Source organism: Streptomyces sp. NPDC085866, from assembly GCF_044541035.1.
Taxonomy (GTDB): domain Bacteria; phylum Actinomycetota; class Actinomycetes; order Streptomycetales; family Streptomycetaceae; genus Streptomyces.
The window spans coordinates 379,464-405,492 of record NZ_JBITSQ010000004.1; the positions used below are offsets into that span (position 1 = coordinate 379,464).

Consider the following 26,029-nt stretch of genomic DNA (forward strand, 5'->3'; position numbering starts at 1 on the left):
GGGGGCGCGCCGTGGAGCTGGGGCCGATGCCAGGTGGAGGTGTCGCCGTCGCCGGGCCGTGACGCCTTCTCCGTACGTGACGGACCGGCGACGGCGGCCGGCCGGGCACCGGTCGAAGACCTCGGGGGAAGGCCTCCGACCGGGCCGGACAAGGGGCGGCCGGGCACGGGCCGAGGAGGGAAGCGACCGTGCCGATGCCGCGCTGGTGCGGAGCGGTTGTCGAAGGAAGGAAGGCAGAGCGGTTACCGAAACGAAGGCCGGGAACGCGGCCGATGCCGCTCGGCGGATCCGGCGCCACGGATCCGGGGAAACCAGGGAGAGTTGTAGACCTGCTCAACCATCAACGTCAAGGCGCAGCAAGGGAGTTGCTGTTCACCGAGGGCTGTCGGATACCGCTTCGGAACGCGGCTCGTCGGCACCCGCGCACATCCAACACCCTTTTTTCACAACTCCCTTGACCCCCCAAAGTAACCGGCGGTAACTTCCTCGAAGGCTACTGCCGCGTAACGAGAAAGCCCTTGCATCCGCCGGGAGTGCGAGGAGGCGTGTGCGGCAGCCGCTGTCCGCGCCAGGACATCGCGCCACTGAAGCCCAACCCGCATTGATCTATGCCCATGGGAGCAGACATGGCCTCGTCCCCGGACCTCTCGTCCGCCGACAACACCCCCGAGAACCCGGGAAGCGGTTCCCCGTCCGAAGCCTCGGCCACGTCCGGGACCGCCACCGGCGGCGAAAGACGAGGTCGGGTACGACTGCGCAGGGCCGCCGTCATGGCGGTGCCCGCCACCATGGTCGCCGCGGGCCTCGCGATCCTCACCGCGGAGGGTGCCCTCGGTGTGCAGTTCGCGATCTCCGGTATGCCGTTCACCGTCACGGCGACGGAACTCAACGGCACCGGCTTCGAGCAGTTCGGCGGGCTCGACAACATGGCGGACGGCAGCCCGAACGCCGGGGACACCGGCGGGCAGGTGCTCATCGTCACCTCCGCGATCAAGAACGCCACGCTCACCAAGCTGTGCCAGAGCGTCGACCTGGGCGGCACCAACCTGAAGATCACCGCAGGCGGTGGCGAGCAGAAGGTGACCGCGAGCGACCTCACCACCGACTCGACCGAGCTGTCGGGTGACGCGGCCTTCAACAACATCGAGATCGGCAACGACGCCAGCACGCTGACCAAGGCGAACGCGAAGGGCCCGATCGGCGTCTTCAGCCAGCAGGCCGACACCGTGCACATCGGCAACCTGCGGCAGACCAACTACGCGACCACGGCCGGGGTGTTCAAGCTTCCGGGGCTCAAGCTGAGCTTCAGCGACTCGGGTTGCTGATCCGATGCCGGAGCGCCCACGTCAGGGACTGAGGCCCGCCTTCCGCAGGTGGCGGGCCCGTCGGCCGTTCTGGGGCGGGTTGCTGCTGGCTCTCGGCGGCGGCGAGATCCTGCTCACCGAGAAGGCCTCGCTGAAGGTCGTGATGCACATCGGCATGCAGGGGCTGGCCGGCTATCTGCTGCCGACGCTGATGCTGATACTGGGTCTGCTGATCCTCTTCAACCCGTCCCAGCGGCTCTTCTACTCCATCACCGGTGTCCTGCTCTCCCTGGGCACGTGGCTCACCTCCAACCTGGGCGGCTTCTTCGTCGGCCTCCTCCTCGGCGTCACCGGCAGCTGCCTCGCCTTCGGCTGGCTCCCCGACCAGGACCCCCGGGTGAGCCGACGCCGACGCCGCAAGGCGGCCCGGGGCGCGGGACAGGGGCTGGGGGAAGGGGCAGGGGAACCGGCCTGAATTCGACGCCCGACCGCTCACGGCCGAGTCGGATCGTCGGCAATGATCAATGCATGAACGAGATCGTGCTGATGTCGGACCCGAGGATCGCGGCCGTCCCGGTGGTCGACTGCGGTGAACCGCTCGTGGACGTCCGGCAGCGGGAACTCGCCGTCGACGCCCGCAAAACCGATGACTCGGGGGCGTTCGCGCATCTGCGAGAAGGGGTGCTGACCCGGCTCCTCAAGGCTCAGGAGCTGCTGCCGGACGGTATACGGCTGCTGTTCGTCGAGGGGTACCGGCCGCCCGCGCTGCAGCGCCACTACTTCGAGAGCTATGCCGGCAAACTGCGCGGCGACCACCCGGACTGGTCGCCGACGCAGGTCCGGGATGCCGCGAGCCGGTACGTGTCGCCGCCGGAGATCGCGCCGCACAGCGCCGGCGCCGCGGTCGACCTCACCCTCGTCACCACCGACGGGCAGGAACTCGACATGGGGACCCGGCTGAACGCCGACCCGGAGGAGAGTGCGGGCGCCTGCTACACGGACGCCGCCGAGGTCGGCGCCGAGGCGCGCGCCAACCGGCGGCTCCTCGGTGCCGCACTGGCCGCCGCGGGCCTGGTGAACTATCCCACCGAGTGGTGGCACTGGTCCTTCGGCGACCGCTACTGGGCCCTGGCCACCGGAGCCGGCAGCGCGATCTACGGCCCGCGCGAACTGGGCTGACCGGGCACGACGGCACGAGTCCCGCGAACGGATGATCGCCCCCGTCGCCGTCCTCCTGCCGCCTCTACGCCGTGGTCCGCCCGCGCCCGGGGAATTCGGTCCGTCCGGGCTGCCGGAACTTATCGGCCGCCCCAGAAGTTTCTACGTTGCTGTAGAAGTTTCTGCAGACGTTTCGGCGAGGCATTCGACCGTGGATACGAGGAGTTCGCATGGCCCTGTGGGACCGCGTCAAGGAGTCGGCGTCGCAGATGCAGACCCAGTTGGTGGCGAAGAAGAACGACCTGAAGAGCGGTGCCTTCCGCGACGCGAGCATGGCGATGTGTGCGCTCGTGGCCGCCGCCGACGGCACGATCGATCCGGCGGAGCGGCAGCGGGTGGCTCAGCTCATCGCGACGAACGAGGTGCTGCAGAACTTCCCGGCCGACGACCTGAGGCGCCGCTTCGAGGAGAACCTGAACAAGCTGACCACCGACTTCGACTTCGGCAAGGTGAGCGTGCTCCAGGAGATCGCCAAGGCGAAGAAGAAGCCCGCCGAGGCGCGGGCCGTGGTGCAGATCGGCATCGTCATCGGCGGCGCGGACGGCGACTTCGACAAGACCGAGCAGGCGGTGGTGCGTGAGGCGTGCTACACGCTCGACCTGCCGCCGCACGAGTTCGACCTCTGATCGATCGGCACCCGCTCCGATCGGTCGGCACGCGCGAGGATGAGGGCATGCTCGACGACCTCGACCGTGCCCTCGTCCACGCCCTGCACCTGGACGGCCGGGCGCCGTTCAGCAGGATCGCCGGGGTGCTCGGCGTCTCGGCGCAGACGGTCGCCCGCCGCTACCGCCGGCTGCGCACCGAGGCCGGCCTGCGGGTGGTGGGCCTGCCCGACCCGCACGGGGCGGGGCGTGCGCAGTGGCTGGTGCGGCTCACGGCGACGGCGCGGTCCGCGCAGGACATCGCCGCGGCGCTGGCACGGCGGCCCGATACGTCCTGGGTGAAGCTGACCTCGGGCGGGACGGAGATCACCGCGGTGATCCACGCCCCGGCCGAGGAGGCCTCCCCCGACTCCCTGCTGTTGCGGGACATTCCACGCACCGGCGGCATCACCGCCGTGTCCGCGCATCTCCTGCTGCACACCTACCTGGGCGGACCCGCGAACTGGCGGCGCAGCGCCCAGGCCCTCGACGAGGAGCAGCGGGCAGCACTGACGTACCGAGGCGGCAGCGAGGCGGTCCGCCAACCCGGCCCGGCAGACGCCGAGTTGCTGGCAGCCCTGGAGAGGGACGGGCGGCTCGGTCAGGGCGAGCTGGCCCGGGCCACCGGCTGGTCCCCCGACACCGCGGCCCGGCGACTGGCCGAACTGCGGGCGGCCGGCGCGCTGTTCTTCGACGTTGAGGTCGACGCCGGGATGTTCGGGGCACGCGCCCGGGCGCTGCTGTGGCTGTCGGTGCGCCCGGCGGACCTGGAGGAGGTCGCGCTCGCCCTGGCCGGCCACGGCGAGCTGGCCTTCGTGGCGGCGACCACCGGCCCCACGAACCTGGTCGCCCAGGCCCTGTGCCGCGACCCGGCCGATCTGCACCGCTACCTCACCCGTCGACTCGGCGCACTCCCGGCGATCCGCACCCTGGAGACAAGCCCCGTCCTGCGCACACTGAAGGCGGCGAGCCCGTCTCTGACGGACCTGGCACGGGTGCGGCGCGCATCGAGGTGAGGTCGGTCCGAGTCCGGCGCGAGTACCAGGTTCTGTCTGGCGGATCTTTGTTCGGGATCACGAGCGGTGTGGAGTCGCCGCAGCCTGACGGCCTCATTGCTCGCCTGACACAGCTGGAGAAGCCGACTGAAGTCGTCCAAGGCGGGGCCGCATGCCTTGCGCGGATGCTCGACGGCTTCGACTGGATCAGCTCCCGGTACTCGCTGGAGCGGTGCGGGTCAGGCCGCCGTGAGGTGATCACGTTGGAAAAGAGCAAGTGGAACCGGTCGGGACAACTGATCCAGTTCATCGTCGCAAGCTTGAGCGTCTTCGATGACCACGACGTGCTCGCTGCGGGCACGCGAGCTCTGGAATCGCGTCGAGGGAGTCAATCCGTCCCATCAGCAAGCGTTCACCGCAGGCCGGGAAATGGCCCGCGCGGGAGGGCTGCCACGCTGGCACGGCCCGAGGCCCTCGGGTGGAGCGCGGCAGTCCTGCGCCTGCGGTAGGTCCGTCTGCCGCCTGCGCTGCCGCGACGTCGGCGGTGGGCGCGTTGGTCGGTCGGTTCGGGGATGGTGTTGCTCACCATCAACAGGCGTCATCTCGGGCAGTGCAGAAGCTGCCAACGGATCGCGTGACCGCCAGGACAGTGCCTACTGCCGGTCCTCCGCGGCCACCCGGGTGCTGGCCGCCGCGCACACCCCCACGAGCCCCACCGCCACCCAGCACGCGGCCTGGGCTGCCCGCAGGGCCGCGGCCGGATTACCGGACCCCGCGCCGGCCAGGTACACGCTGCCGAGGACCGCCACACCCAAGGTGGCGCCGAGTTGCTGGACGGCGTTGAGGAGCCCGGCCGCCGAGCCGATCTCCTGAGGGCGCAGTGGATGCAGGGCCAGGGTGAAAAAGGCCGGGGTGAACAGGCCGGCGCCGAGGCCGATGAGGGCGAGGGCGGGCAGCAGGGCGCCGGGGTAGTGGCCGGGGGTGGCCGTACGGTAGGCGGCGACGACGACGAGCAGGCCGGTCAGGAGCACACCGAGTCCGTACGGCATCACGCGGCGCCCGTACCGCCGTACCAGACGGGCGCCCGCCAGCCAGGACGCGACCGCGAGGCCGGCCGACCACGGGATCAGGCTCAGGCCCGCCGCCAGTACACCGGTGTGCGCACCGAGTTGGAGCTGGAGGACGACCACCGTCGTCATTCCGGTGGTCACCGCGAAGAAGGCGGTCGAGGTGACCAGGGCTGCGGGGAAGCCGCGGTGGGTGAACAGGCTCGCCTCCAGCAGTGGCCGGGCCGAGCGACGCTGGTGCCGTGCGAACAGGGCGAGGACGAGCAGCCCGGCGAGCAGCAACGCCCAGCGGTGTGCGGGCAGTCGGGTGACGTCGGCGCCGATGACGGGATACACGACGAGTCCGGTGCCGAGCGCCGCCAGTGTCGTACCCGGCCAGTCGAGGGCGGGCCGGCTCGGCGCTCGGTCCTCCGGGAGGAGCGGGGCGAGGGCCAGGACGACTGCGGAGACGGGCACGTTCACCAGGAACGCGGCCCGCCAGGAGGAGCCGAACAGGTCGGCGTGGGTCAGCACACCGCCGAGGACGGGTCCGCAGACGGCGGCGAGGCCCATGACGGGACCGATGCTGCCCAGCGCCCGGGTCGTCTCCTCCCCCGAGAACATCGCCTTGATCAGCCCGATGGTCTGCGGGATGACCAGAGCCGCCGCCGCGCCCTGCACCGTGCGGAAACAGATCAGCAGGGCCGCCGTGGGCGCCAGGGCGCAGGCCGTCGAGGCCGCAGTGAAGGCCACGACGCCGAGGACGAACAGCCGGCGTCGGCCCGCGAGGTCGCCGAGCCGTCCGCCGGTGATCAGCAGCACCGCGAACGGCAGGGTGTAGGCGGAGCCGAACCACTGGACGTCGGAGACCGAGCCGCCCAGATCGGCGTGGACGGCGGGCGCGGCGACCTGGACGACGGTCGCGTCCAGCAGGTTCATCGCCTCCCCCAGGAGAAGGGCGAACAGGGCCGGCCAGCGCCAGCGGTAGGTCTCGGCGGGCAGCACGCGTTCCGTGGTCATGGGGTCCTCTCACGCTCGGCACGTAGCGGTCACGGGCCAGCGTGTTGGTGCAAGGGAGGCGGGCTCCAACCAGCAGGGGAGAGGTGCGGATTTCTTCCTTCACACCCGTCGGCTGTGCGGAAAGCTCACGCGCCGGCCGGGCGGGACGGGAACCTGGGGTTCACAACTCCGCGAGCTGTAGCAGAAGTTCGGTCGCCGTCGTGATGTCCCCGGTCAGCGGGCGGTCCTCGGTGCCGGGCGGGAGCGCGGCAGCCGCGACGGCGAAGGCGGGGACCGTCGGGGTCACCGGTTGAAGCCGCAACGCCCTTACAGCGGCGACGAGTTCGCAGGCGAGCAAGGTGGCATATGCGTCGGCGGCACGGCTCGTCTGGCGGGCGGCCTGGCCGGCGAAGCTGGCGGTCTCCTCCAGGCCGTGGGAGAGGACGGCGTGACCGGCCGAGGCAGGTGCGGCACAGGAACGGACCTCTGCCAGAGCCGAGTTGGCGGTGTACTCCAGGATCATCGTGCCGGAGCTGCCGGCGGGGCCGGAGGCGAGGAAGGCGGGCAGGCCGGTCAGATCGGGGCGGCCCAGCGCGTTCAGCCGGGCCACGGAGAGCTGGGCGGTCTGCAGCAGGGCGAGGTTCAGGCCGTCGAGGGCCAGGCCCAGCGGGGCCGCGAAGAAGCCGCCGTGGTGGGGGTCAGGACCGGGTTCTCCGTGGGGCAGTTGATCTCGACCTCGACGATCCGGCGCAGTGCCTCGCAGGCCTCCAGAGCGGCGCCGTGCACCTGCGGAAAGGCCCGGAAGCCGAAGGGATCCTGGATCCGGCGCCCGGCCGTGACCGGCCGATCGGGCATCCCCAGCAGCCGCCGCACCTCGGCGGCGGCGCGCGCCGGACCGGGGTAGGGCCGCAGGGCATGCACCGGAGCGGCGTACGCCTCCGGCGACCCGGAGACGGCCGCGAGCGAGAGCGCGGCAACCGCATGCGCGGCGCGCAGCAACACGTCCACGTCATGCCAGGCAAGCCCGGCCTGCCCCAGGGCAAGCGCGTTGCTGCTCAACAAGGCCAGCGCGTCACCCGATCGAAGCGTGACGGGGGCGGGGAGCCCGGGCGGGGATTCGACGGGGCGGACCCCCACAGAGCCGGGCTCACCGGGCCGAGCGACCGCAGAACCGGGCCCAGCAGGCAGTGCTACCCCGGAGCCGGACCCACCAGACAAGGCCACCCCGGAGCCGGGCCCAGCAGACGAGGCCAGGCCGGAGCCCGGCTCGCCAGGCACCGCCACCCCAGAGCCGGACCCACCGGACACCGCCACCCCAGAGCCGGACCCACCACACAAAGCCACCCCGGAGCCGGGCCCGCCAGGCACCGCCACCTCAGAGCCGGACCCACCACACAAAGCCACCCCGGAGCCGGGCCCAGCAGACGAGGCCAGGCCGGAGCCCGGCTCGCCAGGCACCGCCACCCCAGAGCCGGACCCACCGGACACCGCCGCAGCAGAACTCGACGCCGCAGCCCGAGCCTCAGCCGGCCCAGGCTGCGTGCGCCCGGCCTCACCCCGCCCCCACGCCTCTCCACCCGTCACCCAAGGCCGCTCCCCCAGCAACGTCAGCCCCGTCTGCGCCAGGGCCGTCAAGTCGCCCGTGCCGATGCCGCCGTACTCGTTGACGGCCGGGTGGACGCGTAGGCGAAGGGCTTCGGTGAGGGCTGTGACGAAGGCCGGGTGGATGCCGGAGCCGCCGGACAGGAGTTGGTTGGCCCGGACGGTGAGCATCGCGCGGATCTGGCGGGGTGGCAGGAGGGGGCCCGCGCCGCCTGCGTGGCTGCGCAGGATCCGTAGGCCGTGGGCGGTCTCGTCGGCGGGGTCGACGGGAACCGAGCGGTGGGCGCCGACGCCGGTGCCGCGGCCGTACCAACGGCCGCCCGCGGCGAGCCGGTCGGCCTGCTCGCGGGCGCGGTGGAGCCGGTCCAGGGCCGATGGATCCACGGCGGGTTCGGCCATGGCATCGGCGAGGCGGATCAGGTCCGGCAGGGAGAGTGCCGTTCCGTCCAGCACGACGCGGGTGTCCCCGGCCTCCGGGGGCACCCGCGTCGTCGGGTCCACGGTCGCTTCCGCGCCGCGGTGCGTCAGCCGAGACCGGCGGACTTCAGCCAGGCCTTGGCGACGTCCAGCGGGTCCTTGTTCTGCGACTGCACCTGGGTGTCCAGGTCCAGCAGGGTCGCCGTGTCCAGCTTGGCGGAGACGGCGTTGAGCGCGTCGACGCCCTTCTGGGGCAGGGCGCTCTTGTAGACGAGCGGCTGGACGTTCTCGAAGCCGAAGAGGTTCTTCGGGTCCTGCAGGACGACGAACTTCTCCTTGGAGATGTCCGCGTCCGTGGTGAAGACGTCCGCGGCCTGCACGGTGTCCTTCTTCAGCGCCGCCTTGGTGAGCGGGCCGCCCGCGTCCAGCGCCTTGAAGGACTTGAACTCCAGGCCGTAGACGTCCTTCAGGCCGACCAGGCCCTGCTGCCGGGTCTGGAACTCCGGCGAGGCGCCGATGACCAGGTCCTTCGCGATGCCCTTGAGGTCGGCGATGGACGACTTCCCGGTCAGGTTGTACTTCTTCGCGGTGGCCGCGCTGAGAGTGACCGAGTCCTTGCTCTGCGCGGGCGAGGGCTCCAGCAGGGTCAGCTTGGAGTACAGCTTGGCCTCGATGGCCGACGTGGTCGCCTCGACGGTCTTGGGCGCGGCCTTCGGGTCGAGGTAGGCCAGCAGGGCGCCGTTGTACTCGGGCAGGACCGATACGGACCCGTTCTTGAGCAGACCGTAGGTGGTCTCGCGGCTGCCGATGTTCGGCTTGTAAGAGACCTTGATTCCCTTGGCCTTGAGGGCCTCGCCGTAGATGTCCGCGAGCAGGATGCTCTCGGCGAAGTTGTTGGATCCGACGACCACGCCGTCGCCGCTCGCCTTGCTGTCCGAAAGGGGGTTGTCGCCCTTGCCGTCGGAGGAGTTACAGCCCGCCAGCAGGGCCGTCGCCGCCGCGAGGGCGACCGCCGCCGCGCCTCGGTTCCTCCGGATGGGCCTGCTGATGCGCTTGGTGGAAGTCACACCACTGATCCAATCCAGCCAGTTCTCGGTCAGTCAAGTGTCTCAGGGTCACCGATTGGCTTCGATACGCGGTCAGTTGTGTGCGGAGAGCGCTCACCTTGTAACTCATTCTTGATAAAAGGCGAGGTGATTGATCCTTCAAGGGGCCTGTAGTCTCACGGGAGTCGAAATCGGTCACAGCGGTGCACGGGGCCCGCTTCCGCCGTAAGGCACCTCATGAAGGAGGCCCGGTGTCCACGAACCAGGTGGACGCGCCCGCCCGGCATGCCCCGGTACACAGCGGTGTACGCGGCTTCGCCGACCGCTGGCCCTTCCGGCGCAAGCTCAACCTGCTCGTCGCCATCCCGCTCGCGGTGATCGCCGCCCTGCTGTCGTACCTCGTCAACGACCTGGTCGAGCAGTCGGACAACGCCGAGTCGGCGGCCCGGACGGTGCGGGACAGTGCGCAGGTGGCCCGGCTCGTGGACCGGGTCGAGGCCGAGCACCAGCAGGCGATCCTGTTGTCCGCGCGCTACGAGACCGGCTGGTCCAAGCCTTCGCTCGCCGCGTACCGCGCGGCGCAGGAAGGAGTGAAGGCCCAGACCGAGAAAGTGCGCGCCACCTACGGCGACCGGCTGCCGGACGCAGAGGAACAGGCCCTCAGGGACGTCGACGGCCTCTCCAGCCTGCGCCAGAGCGTCGAGCGGGGCTATCTGCCGGCCGACAACATCGACCCCGCCTACGTCGACGTGACGGGCCGGCTGATCGACGGCCTCGGACTCGACCGCGACACCACTCTCGCGTCGACGTTCACGGGCAGCCTGCTGGACTCCCTGCTGCGCGCGGACGCCGCCCACGGCGCCTTCGAGACGAGCGTTTTCTCCGCGACGACCGGGGACACCAACGCGCTGATCGAGTTCACCAACGCGGTCGGCTCGTACGACCTCTACACCCACCAGGCCGACCGCTTCGGCCGGTTCGCCACCGAGCGCCAGGCGCAGCAGCTGGCCGGCATCGACCACACCTCCGCGCAGCGGAACATCGCGCAGGCTTACGCCGAGTTGCAGATCGATCCCACGCAACTGGAGGCCGGATCGCGGGCCGAGATCCGCAAGGCGGTCCAGGACGCGCTCACCACCTACCCCCAGTACCCCGAACAGGCTGCCGCCCGGCTGAGGATCACCACCTCGCTGATCGGTCAGATCGCCGACCGCGCCGACCGCGAGGCCTCCTCCGCCAAGTGGCACGCGGGACTGCTGCTGTACGGCACGCTGGTGGCGTTCGTGCTCTGGATCGCCTTCGCGGTGCTGGTGCGTCGCTCGGTGGTGCGGCCCGTGCAGGCGCTCACCGGGGCCGCGCAGGAGGTCGCCGAGGTGGCCAGGCGCGAGCTGGACCGGGTGGCCGACGACGACGCCGAGGACGACGGTCCGCCCCGGCTGCGGGACATGCCGGTCACCGCGCGCGACGAGATCGGCGACCTGGCCGAGGCCTTCAACCGGGTGCAGACCACCGCCGCGGCCCTGCTGGAACGCCAGGTGCTCAGCCGGCGCAACACCGCCGAGATGTTCGGCAACGTCGGCCGCCGCGTCAGCAACCTGACCACCCGCCAGCTCGCGCTGATCGACGCCGTGGAGCGTGGCGAGACGGACCCCGCGCTGCTGGAGCGCCTCTACTCCATCGACCACATCGCCGTACGCCTGCGCCGCAACGCCGACAGCCTGATGCTGCTGGCGGGCATCCGCGAGACGGCGCTGGACGGCGGGCCCCTGGCGCTCTCCAACGTGGTGCGGGCCGCGCTCGGGCAGATCGAGGGCTATCAGCGGGTCCGGCTGTACGCCGCCTCGGACGCCATGGTCGAACCCGACATCATCGGCGACCTGACCCTGATGATGGCCGAACTCGTGGAGAACGCCGTGTCGTTCTCCCCCGAGGGCAGCCCGGTGGAGGTGACCGTCCGGTCCGGGGCCGAGGGCGCCCACATCGTCGTCACCGATCACGGCCTCGGCATGAGCGCCGAACGGCTCGCCGAGGAGAACGCCCGCCTGATCCGCCGGGAACGCCTCGACCTGGTGCCGACGAAGGTACTCGGCCTGTTCGTGGTGGGTGCGCTGGCCCGCCGCTGGGAGATCGGGGTGGAGCTGACCCGTACACCCGGCGGCGGTGTGACGGCGGAGGTGACGCTCCCCTCCTCGCTGCTGCTGACGATGAGCCCGGTGGCGGAGCCGGTCGCCGTGGCACCGACGGCAGCGGACGTTCCGTCCGGACCGGTGCCGTCCCATTCCGCCGGGGAGAGGACCGAACCCGCCGGGGAGAAGAGCGAACCCGCCGGGAACAAGAGCGAACCCGCCGGGGAGAGCACCGAACCCGCACTCCCCCTGCCCCGTCGTGTCCCGAGCCGCGAGACCGCCACCCCCACAGAGCGGCCGCAGCCCCTCTCCTCCGGCACCGCCCGCCCCCTGCGCCGCCGGGTGCGCGGAGCCACGCTCCGGACGACCGCCGGCGCCTCCCAGGCCGCACCGCAGACCACGCGTACCCGCGACGCCGAGGCGGAGCGCAGCGCGTTGGAGGAGTTCGAGGCTGCGGTGGAACGCGCCCATCGGGACAGCGACACCGGAAGCCACGCGCGACCGCACCCCGAGGAGACCTCCTCCGCTCCCCCCGCACCGACCCCGCCGCACGACCCGAACCACCTTCCGGAAGGAGCCGAGCAGTGAGCACGTCGACAGGTGACACCCCGACGGGCGGCACGCCGACCGACCTGCAGGCAGCCGCAGCCGACTTCACCTGGCTGCTGAACCGTTTCGCGACCGAGACCGCAGGCGTCGTCGACGCGATCGCGGTCTCCTCCGACGGCCTGCTGATCGCCGTGTCGGAGCTGCGTGAGCACGCCCACTCCGAGCGGCTCGCCGCGATCGTCTCGGGCATCACCAGCCTGGCCGCCGGCGCCTCCGGCAACTACGGCCTGGGCGGCCTGAACAAGGTCATCATCGACCTGGAGGGCGGCCATGTGATCGTCTCCGCGATCGGCAGCGGCGCCGTCCTCGGTGTGGTCACCGACAAGGACGCCAAGCTCGGCAACATCGCCTACGAGATGACGGTGTTCGCCAACCGCGCCGGTGCGGCGCTCAGCCCGCAGCTGGTGCTGGAGCTGAAGAACAGCGTCGGCGCCACGCGCTGAGGCGCGCGCCCGGACAGGAGGAGTGGACAGCCATGGCGGACGGCACCCAGCCCCCGGGCCCGGACCCGGTCGGCCCCGCCCCCGCCGTACGGCCGTTCCTGGTCACCGCCGGCCGGGTGGCGGATGCCGCTCCCGGCCGGTCGATGCCCGTGGAGACCCAGGTGGTGGCCACCGCAGCGGGTCTCGACGCGCTCGGCCGGCTCTCCTTCGAGCGGTACGACATCGTCGCCGCCTGCCGGCTGCCGCAGTCGATCGCGGAACTCGCGGCCCGGCTGCGGCTGCACCTCAACGTGGTCCGCGTCCTGGCCGAAGACCTGCGCGAGGCGGGGCAGCTGACGATCCACGTGCCCGACGCCGAGGCCACCCACGACGCCTCCGTCCTGCGCAGGGTTATCGATGGCCTCCGGGCCATCTCCGACTCCCGAGGGGTACCGAGTGACACCGACTGAACCGCTCACCCTGGGCACGGCAGCGCCCGCCGCCGTGCGGCCGCCGCTGCCGGTCAAGATGGTGATCGCGGGCGGCTTCGGCGTGGGCAAGACCACCACCGTCGGCTCGATCTCGGAGATCGAGCCGCTGACCACCGAGGCGTCGATCACCGAGGTCGCGGCGGGCGTGGACGATCTCACGCACACCCCGCGCAAGACCACGACCACGGTGGCGCTGGACTTCGGCTGCATCACCATCGACCCGACGCTGAAGCTGTACCTGTTCGGCACGCCCGGGCAGGAGCGGTTCGGGTTCATGTGGGACGACATCGTGGAGGGCGCGGTCGGCGGTCTCGTCATCGTCGACACCCGCCGTCTGGACGACTGCTACGCGGCCGTCGACTACTTCGAGCACAAGGAAATCCCGTTCGCGGTGGCGGTCAACGCCTTCGACGGGAAGGTGGAGCACTCCCTGGACGAGGTCCGCTGGGCGCTCGACGTCTCCGACGGCGTCCCGGTCGTGGTGTTCGACGCCCGGGAGCGCGGCTCGGTGCGGGACGCGCTGCTCGTCGTACTCGAACTGGCGCTGGCCCGCACCGAGAGCTGAGCCTCAGTTGCTCCGGCGCACCCCGGGCGAGACCACGATCCGGGACACCGCCCAGAACACCACGAGGGTCACGAGCGCCATCCCGGCGACCAGGGTGGCGCCGCCGACGACCTTCTCGTAGTTCTTCTGGTAGAGGCCGTCGATGATGTAGCGGCCGAGGCCGCCGAGGCCGATGTACGCGGCGATGGTGGCCGTCGAGACGATCTGGATGGCGGCCGACCGCACCCCGCTGAGGATCAGCGGGAGCGCGACCGGGAGTTCCACCTGGAAGAGGACCCGTGACTCCGGCATGCCCATGCCCCGCGCGGCGTCCACCGGGGAGGGGTCGACGGACCGGACCGCCTCGTAGGTCGTGACCAGGATCGGCGGGACGGCGAGCACGACCAGCGGGATCATCACGAGCCCCGTGCTGAAGCTCAGCCAGGTGACCAGCAGCACCAGCAGGCCGAAGGTGGGCAGCGCCCGGGCCGCGGTGGCGATCAGCGCGAGCACGTTGCCGCCGCGCCCGTAGTGCCCGGTGACCAGGCCGACCGGCAGTCCGATCAAGGTGGCGAGGACGAGCGCCTCCAGGGAGAACCACAGGTGCTCGACGACGCGGGACGGGATGCCGTCGTAGCCGTGCCAGTGGTCGCTGTCGCTGAAGAAGGCGTTGACGAAGTGCAGGACGTTCACCGGGCCGCGCGCTCCTTCGGCATCCAGGGGGTCAGCAGGACACGCACGGCGACCAGCAACGCGTCGACCAGGACGGCCAGTACGGCGGTGGTCACCACGGAGTTCACCGCGAGCAGGGGCCGGTTGTAGATCTGGGCGTCGTGCAGCAGATTGCCGAGGGCGCCCTGGTTGCCGATCAGCATGCCGACGCTGACCAGGGAGATGCTCGACACGGTCGCCACCCGCAGGCCCGCGATGATCGCCGGTACGGCGATGGGCAACTGGACCTGGAGATAACGTCGTACGGGTCCCAGGCCCATGGCCGTGGCCGCGGCGAGGGTCTCCGGCGGCACCGAGCGGACGCCGTCCACGATCGCGGGGACCAGCACCACCAGGCTGTAGACGGCGAGCGGGATCATCACCGTGGTCTCGGTCAGACCGGTGTAGTCGATGAGGACGACGAAGAAGGCCAGGGACGGGATGGCGTACAGCACGGTGGTCACACCGAACACGGGCGGGTAGAGCCAGCGGAACCGTACGCACAGCTGGGCCAGGGGCAGCGAGACGAGCAGCCCGGCCAGCACCGGCAGCAGGGCCTCTCGCAGGTGCAGGCCGATCAGGCCGAAGTAGCTGTTCTGGAGGTCGCTCGGGATGTCGAAGAAGCCGCTCATCGGGCGGCCTTCGCATCCTGCCGGCCCGCGCTGTGGGCGGCCCGGATCGCCCCGCCGATCACCTGCTGGGACACGACGCCGACGGCGCGCCCCTCGCCGTCCACGGCCACGGCCCAGCCGGTCGGCGAGAGCACGGCCCCGTCGAGCGCGGTGCGCAGCGAGTCCGTGCCGGGCACGAACGGCCGCCCGTACGGCAGCAGTCGCTCCCGGTCGATCTCCCCGGCGGTGAGGTCGTCCGGCGCACCCCAGCCGAGCGGCCTGCCGTCGACATCCGTCACCAGGAGATAGGGAGCCGCGCCTCGGGAGGCGAGCTTCTCCGCGCCCGCGTCGATCGCGACCACGGGAGCGGTCTGCAACTCCAGTTCGGCGGACGGGAAGAAGGAGAGCCGCCGGATGCCCCGGTCGGCGCCGAGGAAGTCCTCCACGAAGGGGTCGGCGGGCGCGCTGAGCAGCTCGGCCGGCGGGGCGAACTGGGCCAGCCTGCCGCCGGTGCGCAGCACGGCGACCATCGTGCCCAGCTTGATGGCCTCGTCGATGTCGTGCGTGACGAAGACGATGGTCTTTCCCAACTCGTCCTGAATACGCAGGAGCTCGTCCTGGAGGCCCTTGCGCACGATCGGGTCGACGGCGGAGAAGGGCTCGTCCATCAGCAGCACCGGCGGGTCGGCGGCGAGCGCCCGGGCCACGCCGACGCGCTGCTGCTGGCCGCCGGAGAGCTGGTACGGGTACCGCTTGGCGAGCGCGGTGTCGAGCCCGACCCGTTCCATCAGCTCCGCCGCCCGCGCCCGTGCCTTCTGCTTGCTCCAGCCGAGCAGGCGGGGCACGGTGGCGATGTTGTCGAGGATGGTGCGGTGCTGGAAGAGACCGGCGTTCTGGATGACGTAACCCATCGACCGGCGCAGAGTGTTGACCGGCTGCTGCCGGATGTCCTGGCCGTCGAGGAGGATGCTGCCCTCGCTGGGCTCCACCATCCGGTTGATCATCCGCAGGGTCGTCGTCTTGCCGCAGCCGGAGGGGCCGACCAGGACGGTGATCGCTCGGTCGGGTATCTCCAACGACAGCCGGTCGACGGCCACCGTGCCGTCCGGGTACCGCTTGGTGACTGCATCTATCCGTATCAAAACGCCGCGTACCCTTCGGTTTTGGCGAAGCCTGGGCCGTTGCGGGGAGAGTCTAGACGGCGATTGTTGCGGCACTTTGGCCAGCAACCGCCCTTGACCGATCCCTTCGGATCAGGGGACAGGGAGCCGGGCGGTATGCCAGGTTGTGACCCATGACGAACCGGTTACTGGCCGTCCGGGTGGGGGACGCGGGATGAGCGGTCTCGTGCGCCGCCCGGGGGTTCCCGGAAGTCTGGGACGGGTCCTGCTGCGCCACGACGTCCCGGTGGGTACGTGCTTCCAGGTGGCGCCGGGCGTCCTCGTCACGGCCTGGCACGTCCTGGACGGTCTGGGCCGCGGCCTCGTGGGCGACGAGGTGTCGACCGACGCGCTGGACGGTTCACCGGGCACGGAGCCCGCCGAGGTGCTCGCCGTCGACCCCGCACGCGACCTGGCCGTACTGCGCCGGGCGCGGCCGCTCGCCGAGTCGGTGCCGGGCTGGGCACCGTCCGACACCGTGGGCTCGCCCACAGGGGTGGTCGTCATCGGTGTCGCCGAGGTCGACGACCACGGTCGCCGCTACGCGTTCCTGCAGGCGAGGGGCGTCTGGGAGGGTGGAACGGACCGGGACGGCGTGCTGCTGGGCCGGCTGTCCTCCCCGGACGTGATGCGCGGCATGAGCGGCGCCCCCGTGGTCCGGCCGACCGACGGGATGGTCCTCGGCGTGGTGTCCGCGCGCTACAACAGCGCCGACGGCTGGCTGTCCAACTCGGTCTGGGTCGCCAGGACCGAGGACCTCACCCGCCTGCTGGAGCAGGACGCGCGCACTCCGGTACGGCGCCGGATCACGTTCGGCGACAAGGTGGGCACCGTCCTGTCCGTGGGCGGCACCGGGGTGGTGCCCGCCCTGGAGGCGCCGCCGGACGGCGTCGGCCCCGTGGAAGCGGCCCGCGAGGCCGCTCTGGCGCTCGTCGCGCTCGACGGCGCCTTCCGGGGCCGGGGCGGCCTCGGCGACGCCGAGGAGCGGATCTTCTCCCGCGCGTGCGGCACCGGTTGGGACGCGACGGCCGTCTCGGGTCTGCGGCAGCGACTCCGGCTGCGCGGCCTGGAGCCCCGGGTGCTGCTGCCCCGGCTCCCCGATCACGCGGAGGCCGTGGAGCGATGGGCACGGCCCGTGCCCGGCACACCACCGGACCAGGAACTGTCCGGCCACGCCGCCCGGGCGTTCCTCGGCCGGCTGCGCCGGACGCTCGCCGAGGAGGTGACGGACGGCCTGCTCTCGGGCCTGTCCGGCGCCTCCCGCCGCTTCCTCCACGAGGCGCTCACGGACGGCACCACGATCCCGCTGTCGGGCTTCCTGCACGCTCTGCTGAGCCACCTTCCGCCGGTGACGTCGGCCGAGGCGGTCCTGCGCACCTCCACGACGGCGGCCACGGCCGGCCCGGGCGCCGGCGTCCGCACGGGGCGCCCCGACGCCGACGCCCCGCCCGGACCCGCTCCGGGACGCCCCGAACTCAGCGCCGTGGCCGCCCAGATGTGTGGGCTGCCGGCCGTGGACCCCTGTGTCGCGGGACGCGAGAAGCTGGTCGCCGACGTGGTCGGCGCCATCGACCGGCACATGACACGGCACGGAAGGGCGACCGCGTTCCTCTGCGGGCAGCCCGGCGTCGGCACCTCCGTGGTGGCCGTCGAGGCGGCCCGCACCCTCGCCCCCGCGTTTCCCGGCGGGGTGTTCCACGTCGACCTGCACGGACTCCTGCCCGACGCCCGGCTGAGCGCCCGAACCGTGGTCCGGATCCTCGCGGAGGCGCTCGGCCTCGATCTCGGCGCGGAGGCGAAGGACGACGCCCGGCTGATCGCCGCCTTCACCGCGGGGATGCACGAGCGGCGGGTCCTGCTGATCCTCGACAACGCCCTGGACGCCGCGCACGCGAGGCCGTTCGTCAAGGCCCCCGCCGGCTGCGCCGTCCTGGTGACGTCCCGCGACCGGGCCCAGGACTACGCGGACCCGGGGCTCGTCTTCGAGGTCGGACCGCTGGACCGGGAGGCGTCGGTGACCGTGCTGACCCGGTGCGCCGAGGGACGCCCGCCCGAGGTGACGCGGCAGAGACAGGAGCTGCACCGACTGGCGCACCTGTGCGCGGACGTCCCCCTGGCCCTGCGCATCGTCGGCGCCCGCCTCGCCCAGCCGTCGGGGCCGCCGCCCGACTATCTCGTGCGGCTCCTGGAGGAGGAGTCGGCACGGCTGGAGGGCCTGGCGTACGGCGACCGGGCGGTGCGACTGGCGATCCGGCTCAGCCACGAGGCGCTGGACCCGCCGGCCCGCCGGGTGCTCAGGCTGATCACCGCCGCGCCCGGGGCGGCCGTCACCGGGCCCGAACTCGGCCACTGTCTCCAGGCTCCCGCACTGCGGCAGGAACTCCTGCTCCTCCGGCTGGTGGACCGCAGCCTCGCTCTGCAGGACCTGGTGCGCATGCCCGACGGGGGCCCGCTGGCCACCTTCCGGCTGTTCGACCTCGTGCACCTCTTCGCCCGGGAGCGCCTGGAGGAGGACGAACACCCGGACTTCGTACGCGAGTTCCAGCACGCGTCCGTGTCCTACCTCTGTGACCGGCTGACCGAGATCACCAACCAGGAGCACGGGGCGCAGCTCTCGGGCGAGCTGGAGCCCACCCGCTTCCACGCGGCCCAGCGGCTCGCCCGCGACAACGACTGGCTCGACCTCGCCACCGACCTCACGGTCGGGCTGCACGTCCTCTACACCGCGCGCCGCGAACTCGACGCGGTCGTCGCCGTCAACAACGACCGGGTGGCGCTCCACCTGCGGCAGAACCGGCCCGAGGACGCCGTCCGGGCCTGCCTGTTGAACATCGACGCGCTGCGCGACGCCGGAGTCCACGGCCTCGCCGCCGAGGCCGCGCGGCGGGCGGCGTCCATCGCCCGGGAGTACCGGTTGCCGGAACTGACCGCCGAGGCCGAGTTCCGGCTCAGCCTCGTCCTGTGGGCCCAGGAGGAGTGGACCCAGGCCCTGGCCGCCGGCGAGGCCGCGGTCACCACCCTCACCTCGACCGGCCGTGGGGCGGCCGCCGTCCCGCTCGCGATCAACAACTGCCGTTTCGCCCGCCGGATGTCCGACTCCGACGCCGCCGTACGGTGGGGCGGCCAGGCCGTGGAGCTGGCCGACCGGTGGGGCACCACGAACCTGCGTGCCATGGCGGCGAACGCCTACGGCCTCGCCGAGGACGACGCGGGACGCCACGCGTGCGCGCGTGATCTGTACCGTCGCGCGGCCGGGCTGTGGGAGAGCGTCGGCGACCTCTCGAACGCCGCGAACGACTCCAACAACGCCGCCTGCATGGCCCGCACCCTCAACGACCCGGCCGACGCCGCCCCGCTGCTGCTGAAGGCCGTCGACCTGTGGCAGCGGGCGGGCTCGCACGCCCGGGCCCTGGAGGCCCTCGTCGATCTCAGCGCCCTCTACGCCAGTCAGGACGCGTACCCCACGGCCGTCGAGACGCTCGCCCGTGCCGAGGCGCTGGCCGCGGGCGCCGCCGCGGACGCGCCCGAACCCCTGCGCACCGAGGTGTCGGTCCGCCACGCGGCCGCCCGGCTCTTCGGAGACGGGCCGTACGACGTTCCGACGTCGCCGGACGAGGACGCGCCGGTCGGCGAGGAGGTGCGCGGCGCCCTGGACGCTCTCACCCGCCACCGCGGCGGTCGACTCGCTCTTCCCCAGGCCCGGGAGAAGGTCCGTTCGCTGCTGACCGTGCGCGCCCGGAACCTGGCGCCGCGCAACGACAACTGGGTGTACGAGAACCTGGGCGAGGAACCCCCCGACCGCCTCGCTCTCGAGGCCTGACGGCTTCCGTCACGTCCCTTCTGTGACGTCAGCCGGCCCCCGCCATCGGCATCCCGCCCGTCCGCACCACCCGCCGCCCGGCGTCGACCGCGAACACCTCGCAGCCGGGCCGGGCCGCGGCCCAGGCCACGCCCTCCTCGCCCAGCTCACGGTTGCTCAGTCGGGTTCGCGAACGACGGCTGTCCGGCGGGAACAGATCAACCACGCGGGATGTGCGAGGAGTTGACGGAGAGGGGCGGGGCTCAGGGACCCATCACCTGGGCGCCGTGCTCCACTTCCGCGCTCTCCCGCCGCGGATACGGCCGCGCCGCGAGGACCGCCACGTCGTCCTCCGCATGGCGTGCGTCCAGGTTGGTCAGGATGGTGTCCAGGACCTCGTCCACGCCGTGGCCGGTGAAACGCAGGGCGGACAGGCGGGCCATGGAGCTGTCGATGTCCTCGCCGCGGCGTTCCACGAGCCCGTCGGTGAAGAGCACCAGTGTCTGGTCGGGGGCCAGTTGGTGGGTGGCCGACTCGTAGCCGCCGAAACCGGTGCCGAGCGGCGGCCCGACCGGCACGGGCAGCGGTGCGGTCCGCCCGTCCCCGCTGATGAGCACCGGCGGCAGATGACCGGCGCTGGCGAGCGTGACCTGCCCCCGGCCGGGGTCGATCCGCGCCAGCAGACAGGTGGCCGGCCTCCGCTCGGCCTCGCCGGCGGCGATGTCGTCCATCTGCCGCAGCACGCGGTGCGGGGGCAGGTCGGAGGAGGCGATGTAGCGCAGCGAGGAGCGGTAGGCGCTCATGTCGACGGCGGCCTCCAGGCCGTGGCCCATCACATCGCCGACGACCAACAGGGTGCGGCCGAAATGGAGCCGTACGGTCTCGCACCAGTCGCCGCCGACCAGCACCCGACTGCTGCCGGCCGGGAGGTAGCGGATCGCGACGTCCAGGTTCGGGTGCGGCCGACCGGGCTCCGCCAGCAGCGCGCGTTGCAGGTCACCGGCGGTCCGGCTGACCAGGTCGTAGGCGCGAGCGTGCCGGATGTGGGAGGCGGCGCGCTCGGCGACGAGGGCGAGCCGCTCGGCCTCCGAACGGGTGAACCGCGCTCCGTGCCGCCCCGTGACCAGGACGCCGTACTCGTCGTCGCCGCTGGTCAGAGGCACACAGAGCGCGGGGCGGCCGCGGCTGCCGGGCGGCTGCTCGGTCCAGGGCTCCGGCTGTCTGTCGGCCGCCGGGGTACCCGCCTCCCGGGCCACGGCCGTGGCCCACCGGACATCGGGCAGCACGTCAGGATCTCCGGCGATCGCCTCGTACCCGGAGACGGTCTTCCCGGTCCGCCGCATGACCGCAGCCGCTCCGCCCACCAGCCGTACGACGGCCCGGGTCAGCTCGGAGCAGGTGGTTTCCTCGTCGAGTGTCGTGCCGATCGCGCCCGTGGCCGCCCGCAGGGCCGTCAGCCGGGCCTCCTCGCCCTCCGGCTCACCGGCCCCGTCCGCGCGGTGGCCGTCAGCGGGCACGGACCTGCGACGGGCCTGGATCCAGCGCGCGACACCCATCACCCTCACAGAATCTCAAACCGGAGCGAGCCGGGCACCAGTCACAGGTGTCCCGGCCGCCCCGGAGCCCCAGAAGCCTCAGGAGCCTCAGGACTCATCCGGCGTCAGCCGGAGCGAGATGCTGTTGATGCAGTACCGCTGGTCGGTGGGGGTCGCATACCCCTCACCCTCGAAGACATGACCGAGGTGGGATCCGCAGCGGGCGCAGCGCACCTCGGTGCGGACCATGCCGTGGGAGCGGTCCTCGATCAGCTCCACCGCATCGGTGTCCTTCGGGTCGTAGAAGGACGGCCAGCCGCAGTGCGACTCGAACTTGGTCGTGGAGGTGAACAGTTCGGCACCGCAGGCGCGACAGGAGTAGACGCCCTTGGTCTTGCTGTCCGTGTACTCACCGGTGAAGGCCGGTTCGGTGCCGGCCTGGCGCAGCACGGCGTACTCGGCCGGTGTCAGCTCCGCGCGCCACTGCTCGTCCGGCTTCTCGACGTCGTACGACATGAGCTTCAGCCCCTTTACTGCTGCGACAGGCGGTCCAGGATCTGCGGGCCCAGGTCGGTCACGTCGCCCGCGCCCATGGTGAGAACGAGATCACCGGGCTTCGCCATTCCCGCGATCACCGCGGGGATCTCCGCCTTGTCGTGCACGGCGGTGACGTCGGCGCCCGCCGCGCGTGCGGCCTCGATGATCAGCTCGCTGGTCACACCGGGGATCGGGTCCTCGCGGGCCGGGTAGATGTCGAGCACGACCGAGGCGTCGGCGAGCGCCAGCGACTCGCCCATCTCCTTGCCCAGCTCCTGGGTGCGGGAGAAGAGGTGCGGCTGGAAGACGACCAGGATCCGGGAGTCACCGGCGGCGCCGCGCATGGCCTCCAGGTCGGCGGTCATCTCGGTGGGGTGGTGGGCGTAGGAGTCGATCACCTGCACACCCGTCGCCTCGCCCTTGAGCTGCAGGCGCCGCTTGACCCCGGTGTAGGCGGCCAGCGCGGGCGCCAGCTCCGCGGCGGGAATGCCGAGGGCGGCACCGGCGGCCAGCGCGGCGACCGCGTTGAGCGCGTAGTGGCGGCCGGGAACGGAGACCTCGAAGGTCAGCTCCTGCCCGTCCAGCACCGCGGTGACCTGGCTCTTCAGCCCCTGCGGCACGACGGCCAGAACCCGCACATCGGCGTCCTCGGCCGCGCCGTACGTCACGGTCCGCACCGACCCGTCCAGCCGCCGCGTCAGCTCCCGCGCACCCTCGTGGTCGGCGGAGATCACCAGCGTCCCGCCGGGCACGATCTTCCCGGCGAAGGTCTCGAACGACTCGTAGATCTCGTCCATCGAGGCGTAGTTCGCGTGGTGGTCCAGCTCGACGTTGAGGACGATGGCGACCTCGGGCGCGTACTTGTGGAAGCTGCGGTCCGACTCGTCGGCCTCGGCGACGAAGATGTCGCCCTCGCCGTGCAGCGCGTTCGAGCCGGGCGCGTCCAGGTCGCCACCGATGGCGTACGACGGCCGGCGGCCCAGCTCGCTCAGCGAGACCGCCAGCATCGACGTAGTCGTGGTCTTGCCATGGGTACCGGCCACGGCGATCGGCCGCAGCCCGTCCATCAGCGCGGCCAGCGCGTCGGACCGGTGCACCACCGGAATCTCCAGTTCGGCGGCGCGGACCAGCTCCGGGTTGTCCTTGCGGATCGCCGACGACACGACGACACAGCTCGCGTCGTCGGCGAGGTGCCCGGCAGCGTGCCCGATGTGCACGGTCACACCGAGCGCCCGCAGCGCCTCGGCGGTCGCCGACTCCTTGGCGTCACTCCCGGCCACTTCGGCCCCACGCTGCGCGAGGATCTTGGCGATACCCGACATCCCAGCACCGCCGATGCCGATGAAGTGCGGTCGGTCCATGGCGGCAGGAAGTCCGGGTGCCATGCAAGTCTCCATAAGATCCGGTACGAGGCTGAGCGCCCCTAGCCTATGCGCTGAACCCCGGGTCGCTTCGCAACGGGGACAGCCGGTCCTGCTCAGGGGTGCGGGGCCGTGCCGATCCACGGCTCCGCCGCATGGGCACGACCGGCCACGACGTCGCCGCACCCGCGAAGGCGACGCACCCCCGCGGCACCTAGGCCTTGCTGTGCGAGAACAACTTCAACACCGGCACCCCCACCTTGTGCCGGGCCCGAGAAGCCCAGTCCCGATGGAAGAACTCCTCGACATAGTGCGGGTCGGTCAGCACGATGACCTCATCCGCACCGACCTCGGCGACCAAGGACTTCAGCGCATCCAGCGGATGATCCTCGACCAGCCGCCCCTCGGCCTCGCTGCCGGCAGCCCGCAGGGCCTGCAGGGACACATCGAGAGCCTGCTGTCCGACACTCCGCGCCTCGTCCCCCTCCGGCGTCGACCCCTCACGCCGGGCCTCCTCGAGTTCGCCGAGCGCGATGTCGTCGATGGCCCGCAGCAGCCGGTCCGCCTGGTCGCCGCGCGGCTGCAGGAGCACATGGAAGGAGACCCGCTCGTCTCCGTGCAAGGTGGTGACGAACTCCACGTCGGCGGACGTCAGGGCCTTCTCGATCATCAGAACGCTTGTGAACACGCGGCGCCTCTTCCCTCCGTGGGCCCGGCAAGGCCCTGCGGAAACCATCCTGCCCCGTGCTCGCACGGGTTGTGCCGGACCTAGTCTGCCCGCCCGAAGTTAAACGGAACGGTAGATTCCGCCGATTTCAGGACCGGCGGTAACGACTGAACAGGAATCCGTCCTCTTCCAGCAGAGACGCCAGTTCGAAGCGGCGCGGAACGGCGACGGACGGCCCTCCGGCGATGCGCTGCGCGTCCCCCGCGCTGAGCATCGGCGACACGGTCAGGCACAGCTCGTCGAGCACGTCCGCCGCCACCAGCTGGCCCAGCAGCCGGGGCCCACCCTCGGTGAGCTGACGGGTGTGGCCGAGGTCGGCGAGGGCGCGTACCGCGCGGGCCGGGTCGACGCCCATGCCCTCCCCTGCGACGACCACCCGGGCACCGGCCTTCTCGGCGGCCGCGACCCGGTCCGGGGCCGCAGTGGCACCGGTGAGGATCACGGTGGGCACCAGGGGCGACGTGAACAGGGGGAGAGAGAAGTCCAGGTCCAGGCCGGCGGTGACGATCGCGATCGCCGGGGCGGGTCCCTGCCCCGCGGCCCGCCGGCCCGCCGCGAACTCCGCACGCGCGCGTGCCGGGCGGTACCCCTCCTGCCGTACCGTCTCCGCGCCCACCACGATCACGTCCGCGAGCGCCCGGAGCGTGCCGAAGATGCGCATGTCGGCCGCGCTGGAGATGGGCTGGGAGTGCCCTTCGTGCTGGGCGGCGCCGTCGAGGGTCGAGACCATGTTGGCCCGCAGCCACGGCTGCCGGGCCCCGGAACCCGTCTCCGGATACGCGTAGGCGGCGGCCAGCTCGGCGAGGCTCCACTCACGGTTCACGAGTGCGTCGGCACCGGCAGGCCCGCCGGACCCACCCGGCGCGGGAGCCCCTGCCGCCCCACCCACCTCCTCCCTCTCCGTGCCCCCGCCGAAGGCCTGGGCTGCTGTTTCGTAGGTCACAGGGAACAGGCGTCGCATGTCGTGCAGTGTGACACGGCGCTTAGCATGGGTAACCGTGTCGTCCTCCACCGCCGCCCCCGGTTCCAGCCCTCTGACCGATGCGGGCCCCCTCTCCCTGTGCACCCGCGAGCCGCACGTCCCCGCGGACCGGCTGGTCGCCGAGATGGTGCCGCCGCCGCGCTTCGACTCGGTGCGCTTCGCCACGTACATCCCGGACCCGAACCAGCCCAGCCAGACCGAGGCCGTGGGGGTGCTGGACGGTTTCGCGGCCGGGCTCGGCGGCGCCCACGCCTCCGGCGCCGGCCGACGCGGCCTCTTCGGGTTCGGCCGGACCAAGGCACCCAAGGCCCCGGCGGGCCCCCGCGGTGTCTACCTGGACGGCGGCTACGGCGTGGGCAAGACCCATCTGCTCGCCTCCCTGTGGCACGCCACCCCGGCCGAGCCGGCGCTCAAGGCGTTCGGCACCTTCGTGGAGCTGACGAACCTGGTCGGCGCGCTCGGCTTCCAGAAGACCGTGCAGACGCTCAGCGGCCACCGCCTGCTGTGCATCGACGAGTTCGAGCTGGACGACCCCGGCGACACCGTGCTCGTCTCCACGCTGCTCGGCAAGCTGGTCGAGGCGGGCGTGGCGCTCGCCGCCACCTCCAACACGCTGCCCGGCAAGCTCGGCGAGGGCCGGTTCGCCGCCGCCGACTTCCTGCGCGAGATCCAGGGCCTGTCCGCCCACTTCCGCGCCCTGCGCATCGACGGCGAGGACTACCGCCACCGCGGCCTGCCGGAGGCTCCCGCGCCGTACTCGGACGAGCAGGTGACCAAGGCGGCGTACGCCACCACGGGCGCCTCGCTGGACGACTTCCCGCATCTGCTGGAGCACCTGGCCAAGGTGCACCCGAGCCGGTACGGCGCCCTGACCGACGGGGTGAAGGCGGTGTGCCTGACCGATGTGCGGCCGGTGCCGGACCAGTCGACGGCGCTGCGGCTGGTGGTGCTGGCGGACCGGCTGTACGACCGCGAGGTCCCGGTGCTCGCCTCGGGCCTGCCGTTCGACCAGCTGTTCAGCGAGGAGATGCTGAACGGCGGCTACCGCAAGAAGTACTTCCGCGCGATATCCCGGCTCACCGCGTTGGCCCGAGACGCGAAGGGTCTCGTCAGCTCGTAGTCAAGAGCCGGATCTCGCCATCC

At 71.9% G+C, this 26,029-nt stretch carries 22 protein-coding genes and 1 pseudogene; 11 read left to right on the forward strand and 12 right to left on the reverse strand.

The features are described 5' to 3' along the window. The first annotated feature begins 626 nt into the window (after window positions 1-626). The 5 genes from ACIF83_RS11785 (at window position 627) to ACIF83_RS11805 (ending at window position 4,182) form a co-directional block, all read left to right on the forward strand. On the forward strand, window positions 627-1,325 hold the full coding sequence (locus tag ACIF83_RS11785; RefSeq protein WP_399725867.1) for a DUF6230 family protein: 699 nt from the start codon (window positions 627-629) through the stop codon (window positions 1,323-1,325). A gap of 4 nt (window positions 1,326-1,329) precedes the next feature. Further along, entirely contained in the window at window positions 1,330-1,779 is a 450-nt protein-coding gene (locus tag ACIF83_RS11790; RefSeq protein WP_393473505.1) for a DUF6114 domain-containing protein, read from the forward strand. Between the two features lie 53 nt (window positions 1,780-1,832). Continuing rightward, window positions 1,833-2,483: a M15 family metallopeptidase gene (locus tag ACIF83_RS11795; protein WP_393473508.1), complete on the forward strand. Its 651-nt coding sequence runs from the start codon at window positions 1,833-1,835 to the stop codon at window positions 2,481-2,483. Between the two features lie 209 nt (window positions 2,484-2,692). Continuing rightward, window positions 2,693-3,148, forward strand: a complete 456-nt coding sequence (locus ACIF83_RS11800) for a tellurite resistance TerB family protein (protein WP_398138435.1) — start codon at window positions 2,693-2,695, stop codon at window positions 3,146-3,148. Between the two features lie 47 nt (window positions 3,149-3,195). Next, window positions 3,196-4,182 (forward strand): Lrp/AsnC family transcriptional regulator, encoded by a 987-nt coding sequence (locus ACIF83_RS11805; protein WP_399725871.1) that lies wholly within the window; start codon window positions 3,196-3,198, stop codon window positions 4,180-4,182. Between the two features lie 632 nt (window positions 4,183-4,814). Here the strand turns inward: ACIF83_RS11805 and ACIF83_RS11810 are convergent. From ACIF83_RS11810 to ACIF83_RS11820, 3 genes and pseudogenes are all read right to left on the reverse strand, one after another. Further along, window positions 4,815-6,227 carry an MFS transporter gene (locus tag ACIF83_RS11810; protein ID WP_393473517.1) on the reverse strand — a complete coding sequence of 471 codons (1,413 nt, stop codon included), beginning with the start codon at window positions 6,225-6,227 and terminating at the stop codon, window positions 4,815-4,817. Window positions 6,228-6,387: 160 nt separating this feature from the next. Further along, window positions 6,388-8,309: pseudogene (locus ACIF83_RS11815) on the reverse strand (aromatic amino acid lyase). 23 nt (window positions 8,310-8,332) lie between these two features. Further along, on the reverse strand, window positions 8,333-9,292 hold the full coding sequence (locus tag ACIF83_RS11820) for an ABC transporter substrate-binding protein (RefSeq protein ID WP_398138439.1): 960 nt from the start codon (window positions 9,290-9,292) through the stop codon (window positions 8,333-8,335). 230 nt (window positions 9,293-9,522) lie between these two features. Between ACIF83_RS11820 and ACIF83_RS11825 the strand changes: the two genes are divergently transcribed. From ACIF83_RS11825 to ACIF83_RS11840, 4 genes are read left to right on the forward strand one after another with little or no spacing between them, the layout of a single operon-like run. Continuing rightward, a complete protein-coding gene (locus tag ACIF83_RS11825) occupies window positions 9,523-11,985 on the forward strand; it encodes an ATP-binding protein (protein WP_399725875.1) in 2,463 nt (820 codons plus the stop codon). After that, complete coding sequence (locus ACIF83_RS11830; protein WP_399725878.1) at window positions 11,982-12,449, forward strand: roadblock/LC7 domain-containing protein; 468 nt, start codon at window positions 11,982-11,984, stop codon at window positions 12,447-12,449. Before ACIF83_RS11825 ends, ACIF83_RS11830 begins: the two co-directional genes overlap by 4 nt. 32 nt (window positions 12,450-12,481) lie before the next feature. Continuing rightward, window positions 12,482-12,898, forward strand: a complete 417-nt coding sequence (locus tag ACIF83_RS11835; RefSeq protein WP_393473531.1) for a DUF742 domain-containing protein — start codon at window positions 12,482-12,484, stop codon at window positions 12,896-12,898. Then, window positions 12,885-13,484: an ATP/GTP-binding protein gene (locus ACIF83_RS11840; protein ID WP_393473534.1), complete on the forward strand. Its 600-nt coding sequence runs from the start codon at window positions 12,885-12,887 to the stop codon at window positions 13,482-13,484. Before ACIF83_RS11835 ends, ACIF83_RS11840 begins: the two co-directional genes overlap by 14 nt. Before the next feature lie 3 nt (window positions 13,485-13,487). Here ACIF83_RS11840 and ACIF83_RS11845 read toward each other — a convergent pair whose 3' ends face one another. Genes ACIF83_RS11845 through ACIF83_RS11855 form a run of 3 tightly spaced genes read right to left on the reverse strand, consistent with a single transcriptional unit; the run spans window position 13,488 to window position 15,927 of the window. After that, window positions 13,488-14,156 carry an ABC transporter permease gene (locus ACIF83_RS11845; RefSeq protein ID WP_393473536.1) on the reverse strand — a complete coding sequence of 223 codons (669 nt, stop codon included), beginning with the start codon at window positions 14,154-14,156 and terminating at the stop codon, window positions 13,488-13,490. Next, window positions 14,153-14,806 (reverse strand): ABC transporter permease, encoded by a 654-nt coding sequence (locus tag ACIF83_RS11850; RefSeq protein ID WP_393473539.1) that lies wholly within the window; start codon window positions 14,804-14,806, stop codon window positions 14,153-14,155. Before ACIF83_RS11850 ends, ACIF83_RS11845 begins: the two co-directional genes overlap by 4 nt. Then, on the reverse strand, window positions 14,803-15,927 hold the full coding sequence (locus ACIF83_RS11855) for an ABC transporter ATP-binding protein (protein WP_399725883.1): 1,125 nt from the start codon (window positions 15,925-15,927) through the stop codon (window positions 14,803-14,805). Before ACIF83_RS11855 ends, ACIF83_RS11850 begins: the two co-directional genes overlap by 4 nt. Window positions 15,928-16,120: 193 nt before the next feature. On the opposite strand from ACIF83_RS11855, the gene ACIF83_RS11860 reads away from it, so the two are divergent. Continuing rightward, the gene (locus tag ACIF83_RS11860) at window positions 16,121-19,765 is read left to right on the forward strand and encodes a trypsin-like peptidase domain-containing protein (RefSeq protein ID WP_399725886.1); all 3,645 of its coding nucleotides are present in this window, start codon (window positions 16,121-16,123) and stop codon (window positions 19,763-19,765) included. A 28-nt stretch (window positions 19,766-19,793) separates the two neighbouring features. Here the strand turns inward: ACIF83_RS11860 and ACIF83_RS11865 are convergent, their stop codons facing one another. The 6 genes from ACIF83_RS11865 to ACIF83_RS11890 form a co-directional block, all read right to left on the reverse strand. Then, window positions 19,794-19,970, reverse strand: coding sequence for a hypothetical protein (locus tag ACIF83_RS11865; RefSeq protein ID WP_399725889.1), 177 nt, complete (start codon window positions 19,968-19,970; stop codon window positions 19,794-19,796). A 37-nt stretch (window positions 19,971-20,007) separates the two neighbouring features. Further along, a complete protein-coding gene (locus ACIF83_RS11870; protein WP_399725893.1) occupies window positions 20,008-21,300 on the reverse strand; it encodes a PP2C family protein-serine/threonine phosphatase in 1,293 nt (430 codons plus the stop codon). Between the two features lie 87 nt (window positions 21,301-21,387). Beyond that, window positions 21,388-21,795: a peptide-methionine (R)-S-oxide reductase MsrB gene (gene msrB, locus ACIF83_RS11875; protein WP_393473547.1), complete on the reverse strand. Its 408-nt coding sequence runs from the start codon at window positions 21,793-21,795 to the stop codon at window positions 21,388-21,390. A 14-nt stretch (window positions 21,796-21,809) separates the two neighbouring features. Beyond that, window positions 21,810-23,201, reverse strand: a complete 1,392-nt coding sequence (gene murC / locus ACIF83_RS11880; RefSeq protein WP_399725896.1) for a UDP-N-acetylmuramate--L-alanine ligase — start codon at window positions 23,199-23,201, stop codon at window positions 21,810-21,812. Between the two features lie 190 nt (window positions 23,202-23,391). After that, entirely contained in the window at window positions 23,392-23,865 is a 474-nt protein-coding gene (locus tag ACIF83_RS11885) for an indole-3-glycerol phosphate synthase (protein ID WP_393473553.1), read from the reverse strand. A 127-nt stretch (window positions 23,866-23,992) separates the two neighbouring features. Beyond that, window positions 23,993-24,865, reverse strand: a complete 873-nt coding sequence (locus ACIF83_RS11890) for a pyrimidine reductase family protein (protein WP_399725899.1) — start codon at window positions 24,863-24,865, stop codon at window positions 23,993-23,995. A 37-nt stretch (window positions 24,866-24,902) separates the two neighbouring features. Between ACIF83_RS11890 and zapE the strand changes: the two genes are divergently transcribed. After that, window positions 24,903-26,006 carry a cell division protein ZapE gene (gene zapE, locus ACIF83_RS11895; protein WP_399725902.1) on the forward strand — a complete coding sequence of 368 codons (1,104 nt, stop codon included), beginning with the start codon at window positions 24,903-24,905 and terminating at the stop codon, window positions 26,004-26,006. Window positions 26,007-26,029 lie beyond the last annotated feature (23 nt).

Excerpts from the sequence above, each read along its gene's own strand:
- ACIF83_RS11785 (WP_399725867.1), top strand. The coding sequence starts at position 627 with ATGGCCTCGTCCCCGGACCTCTCGTCCGCCGACAACACCCCCGAGAAC.
- ACIF83_RS11790 (WP_393473505.1), top strand. The coding sequence starts at position 1,330 with ATGCCGGAGCGCCCACGTCAGGGACTGAGGCCCGCCTTCCGCAGGTGG.
- ACIF83_RS11795 (WP_393473508.1), top strand. The coding sequence starts at position 1,833 with ATGAACGAGATCGTGCTGATGTCGGACCCGAGGATCGCGGCCGTCCCG.
- ACIF83_RS11800 (WP_398138435.1), top strand. The coding sequence starts at position 2,693 with ATGGCCCTGTGGGACCGCGTCAAGGAGTCGGCGTCGCAGATGCAGACC.
- ACIF83_RS11805 (WP_399725871.1), top strand. The coding sequence starts at position 3,196 with ATGCTCGACGACCTCGACCGTGCCCTCGTCCACGCCCTGCACCTGGAC.
- ACIF83_RS11810 (WP_393473517.1), bottom strand. The coding sequence starts at position 6,227 with ATGACCACGGAACGCGTGCTGCCCGCCGAGACCTACCGCTGGCGCTGG.
- ACIF83_RS11835 (WP_393473531.1), top strand. The coding sequence starts at position 12,482 with ATGGCGGACGGCACCCAGCCCCCGGGCCCGGACCCGGTCGGCCCCGCC.
- ACIF83_RS11850 (WP_393473539.1), bottom strand. The coding sequence starts at position 14,806 with ATGAGCGGCTTCTTCGACATCCCGAGCGACCTCCAGAACAGCTACTTC.
- ACIF83_RS11860 (WP_399725886.1), top strand. The coding sequence starts at position 16,121 with ATGAGCGGTCTCGTGCGCCGCCCGGGGGTTCCCGGAAGTCTGGGACGG.
- ACIF83_RS11870 (WP_399725893.1), bottom strand. The coding sequence starts at position 21,300 with ATGGGTGTCGCGCGCTGGATCCAGGCCCGTCGCAGGTCCGTGCCCGCT.
- msrB (WP_393473547.1), bottom strand. The coding sequence starts at position 21,795 with ATGTCGTACGACGTCGAGAAGCCGGACGAGCAGTGGCGCGCGGAGCTG.
- murC (WP_399725896.1), bottom strand. The coding sequence starts at position 23,201 with ATGGCACCCGGACTTCCTGCCGCCATGGACCGACCGCACTTCATCGGC.
- ACIF83_RS11890 (WP_399725899.1), bottom strand. The coding sequence starts at position 24,865 with ATGCGACGCCTGTTCCCTGTGACCTACGAAACAGCAGCCCAGGCCTTC.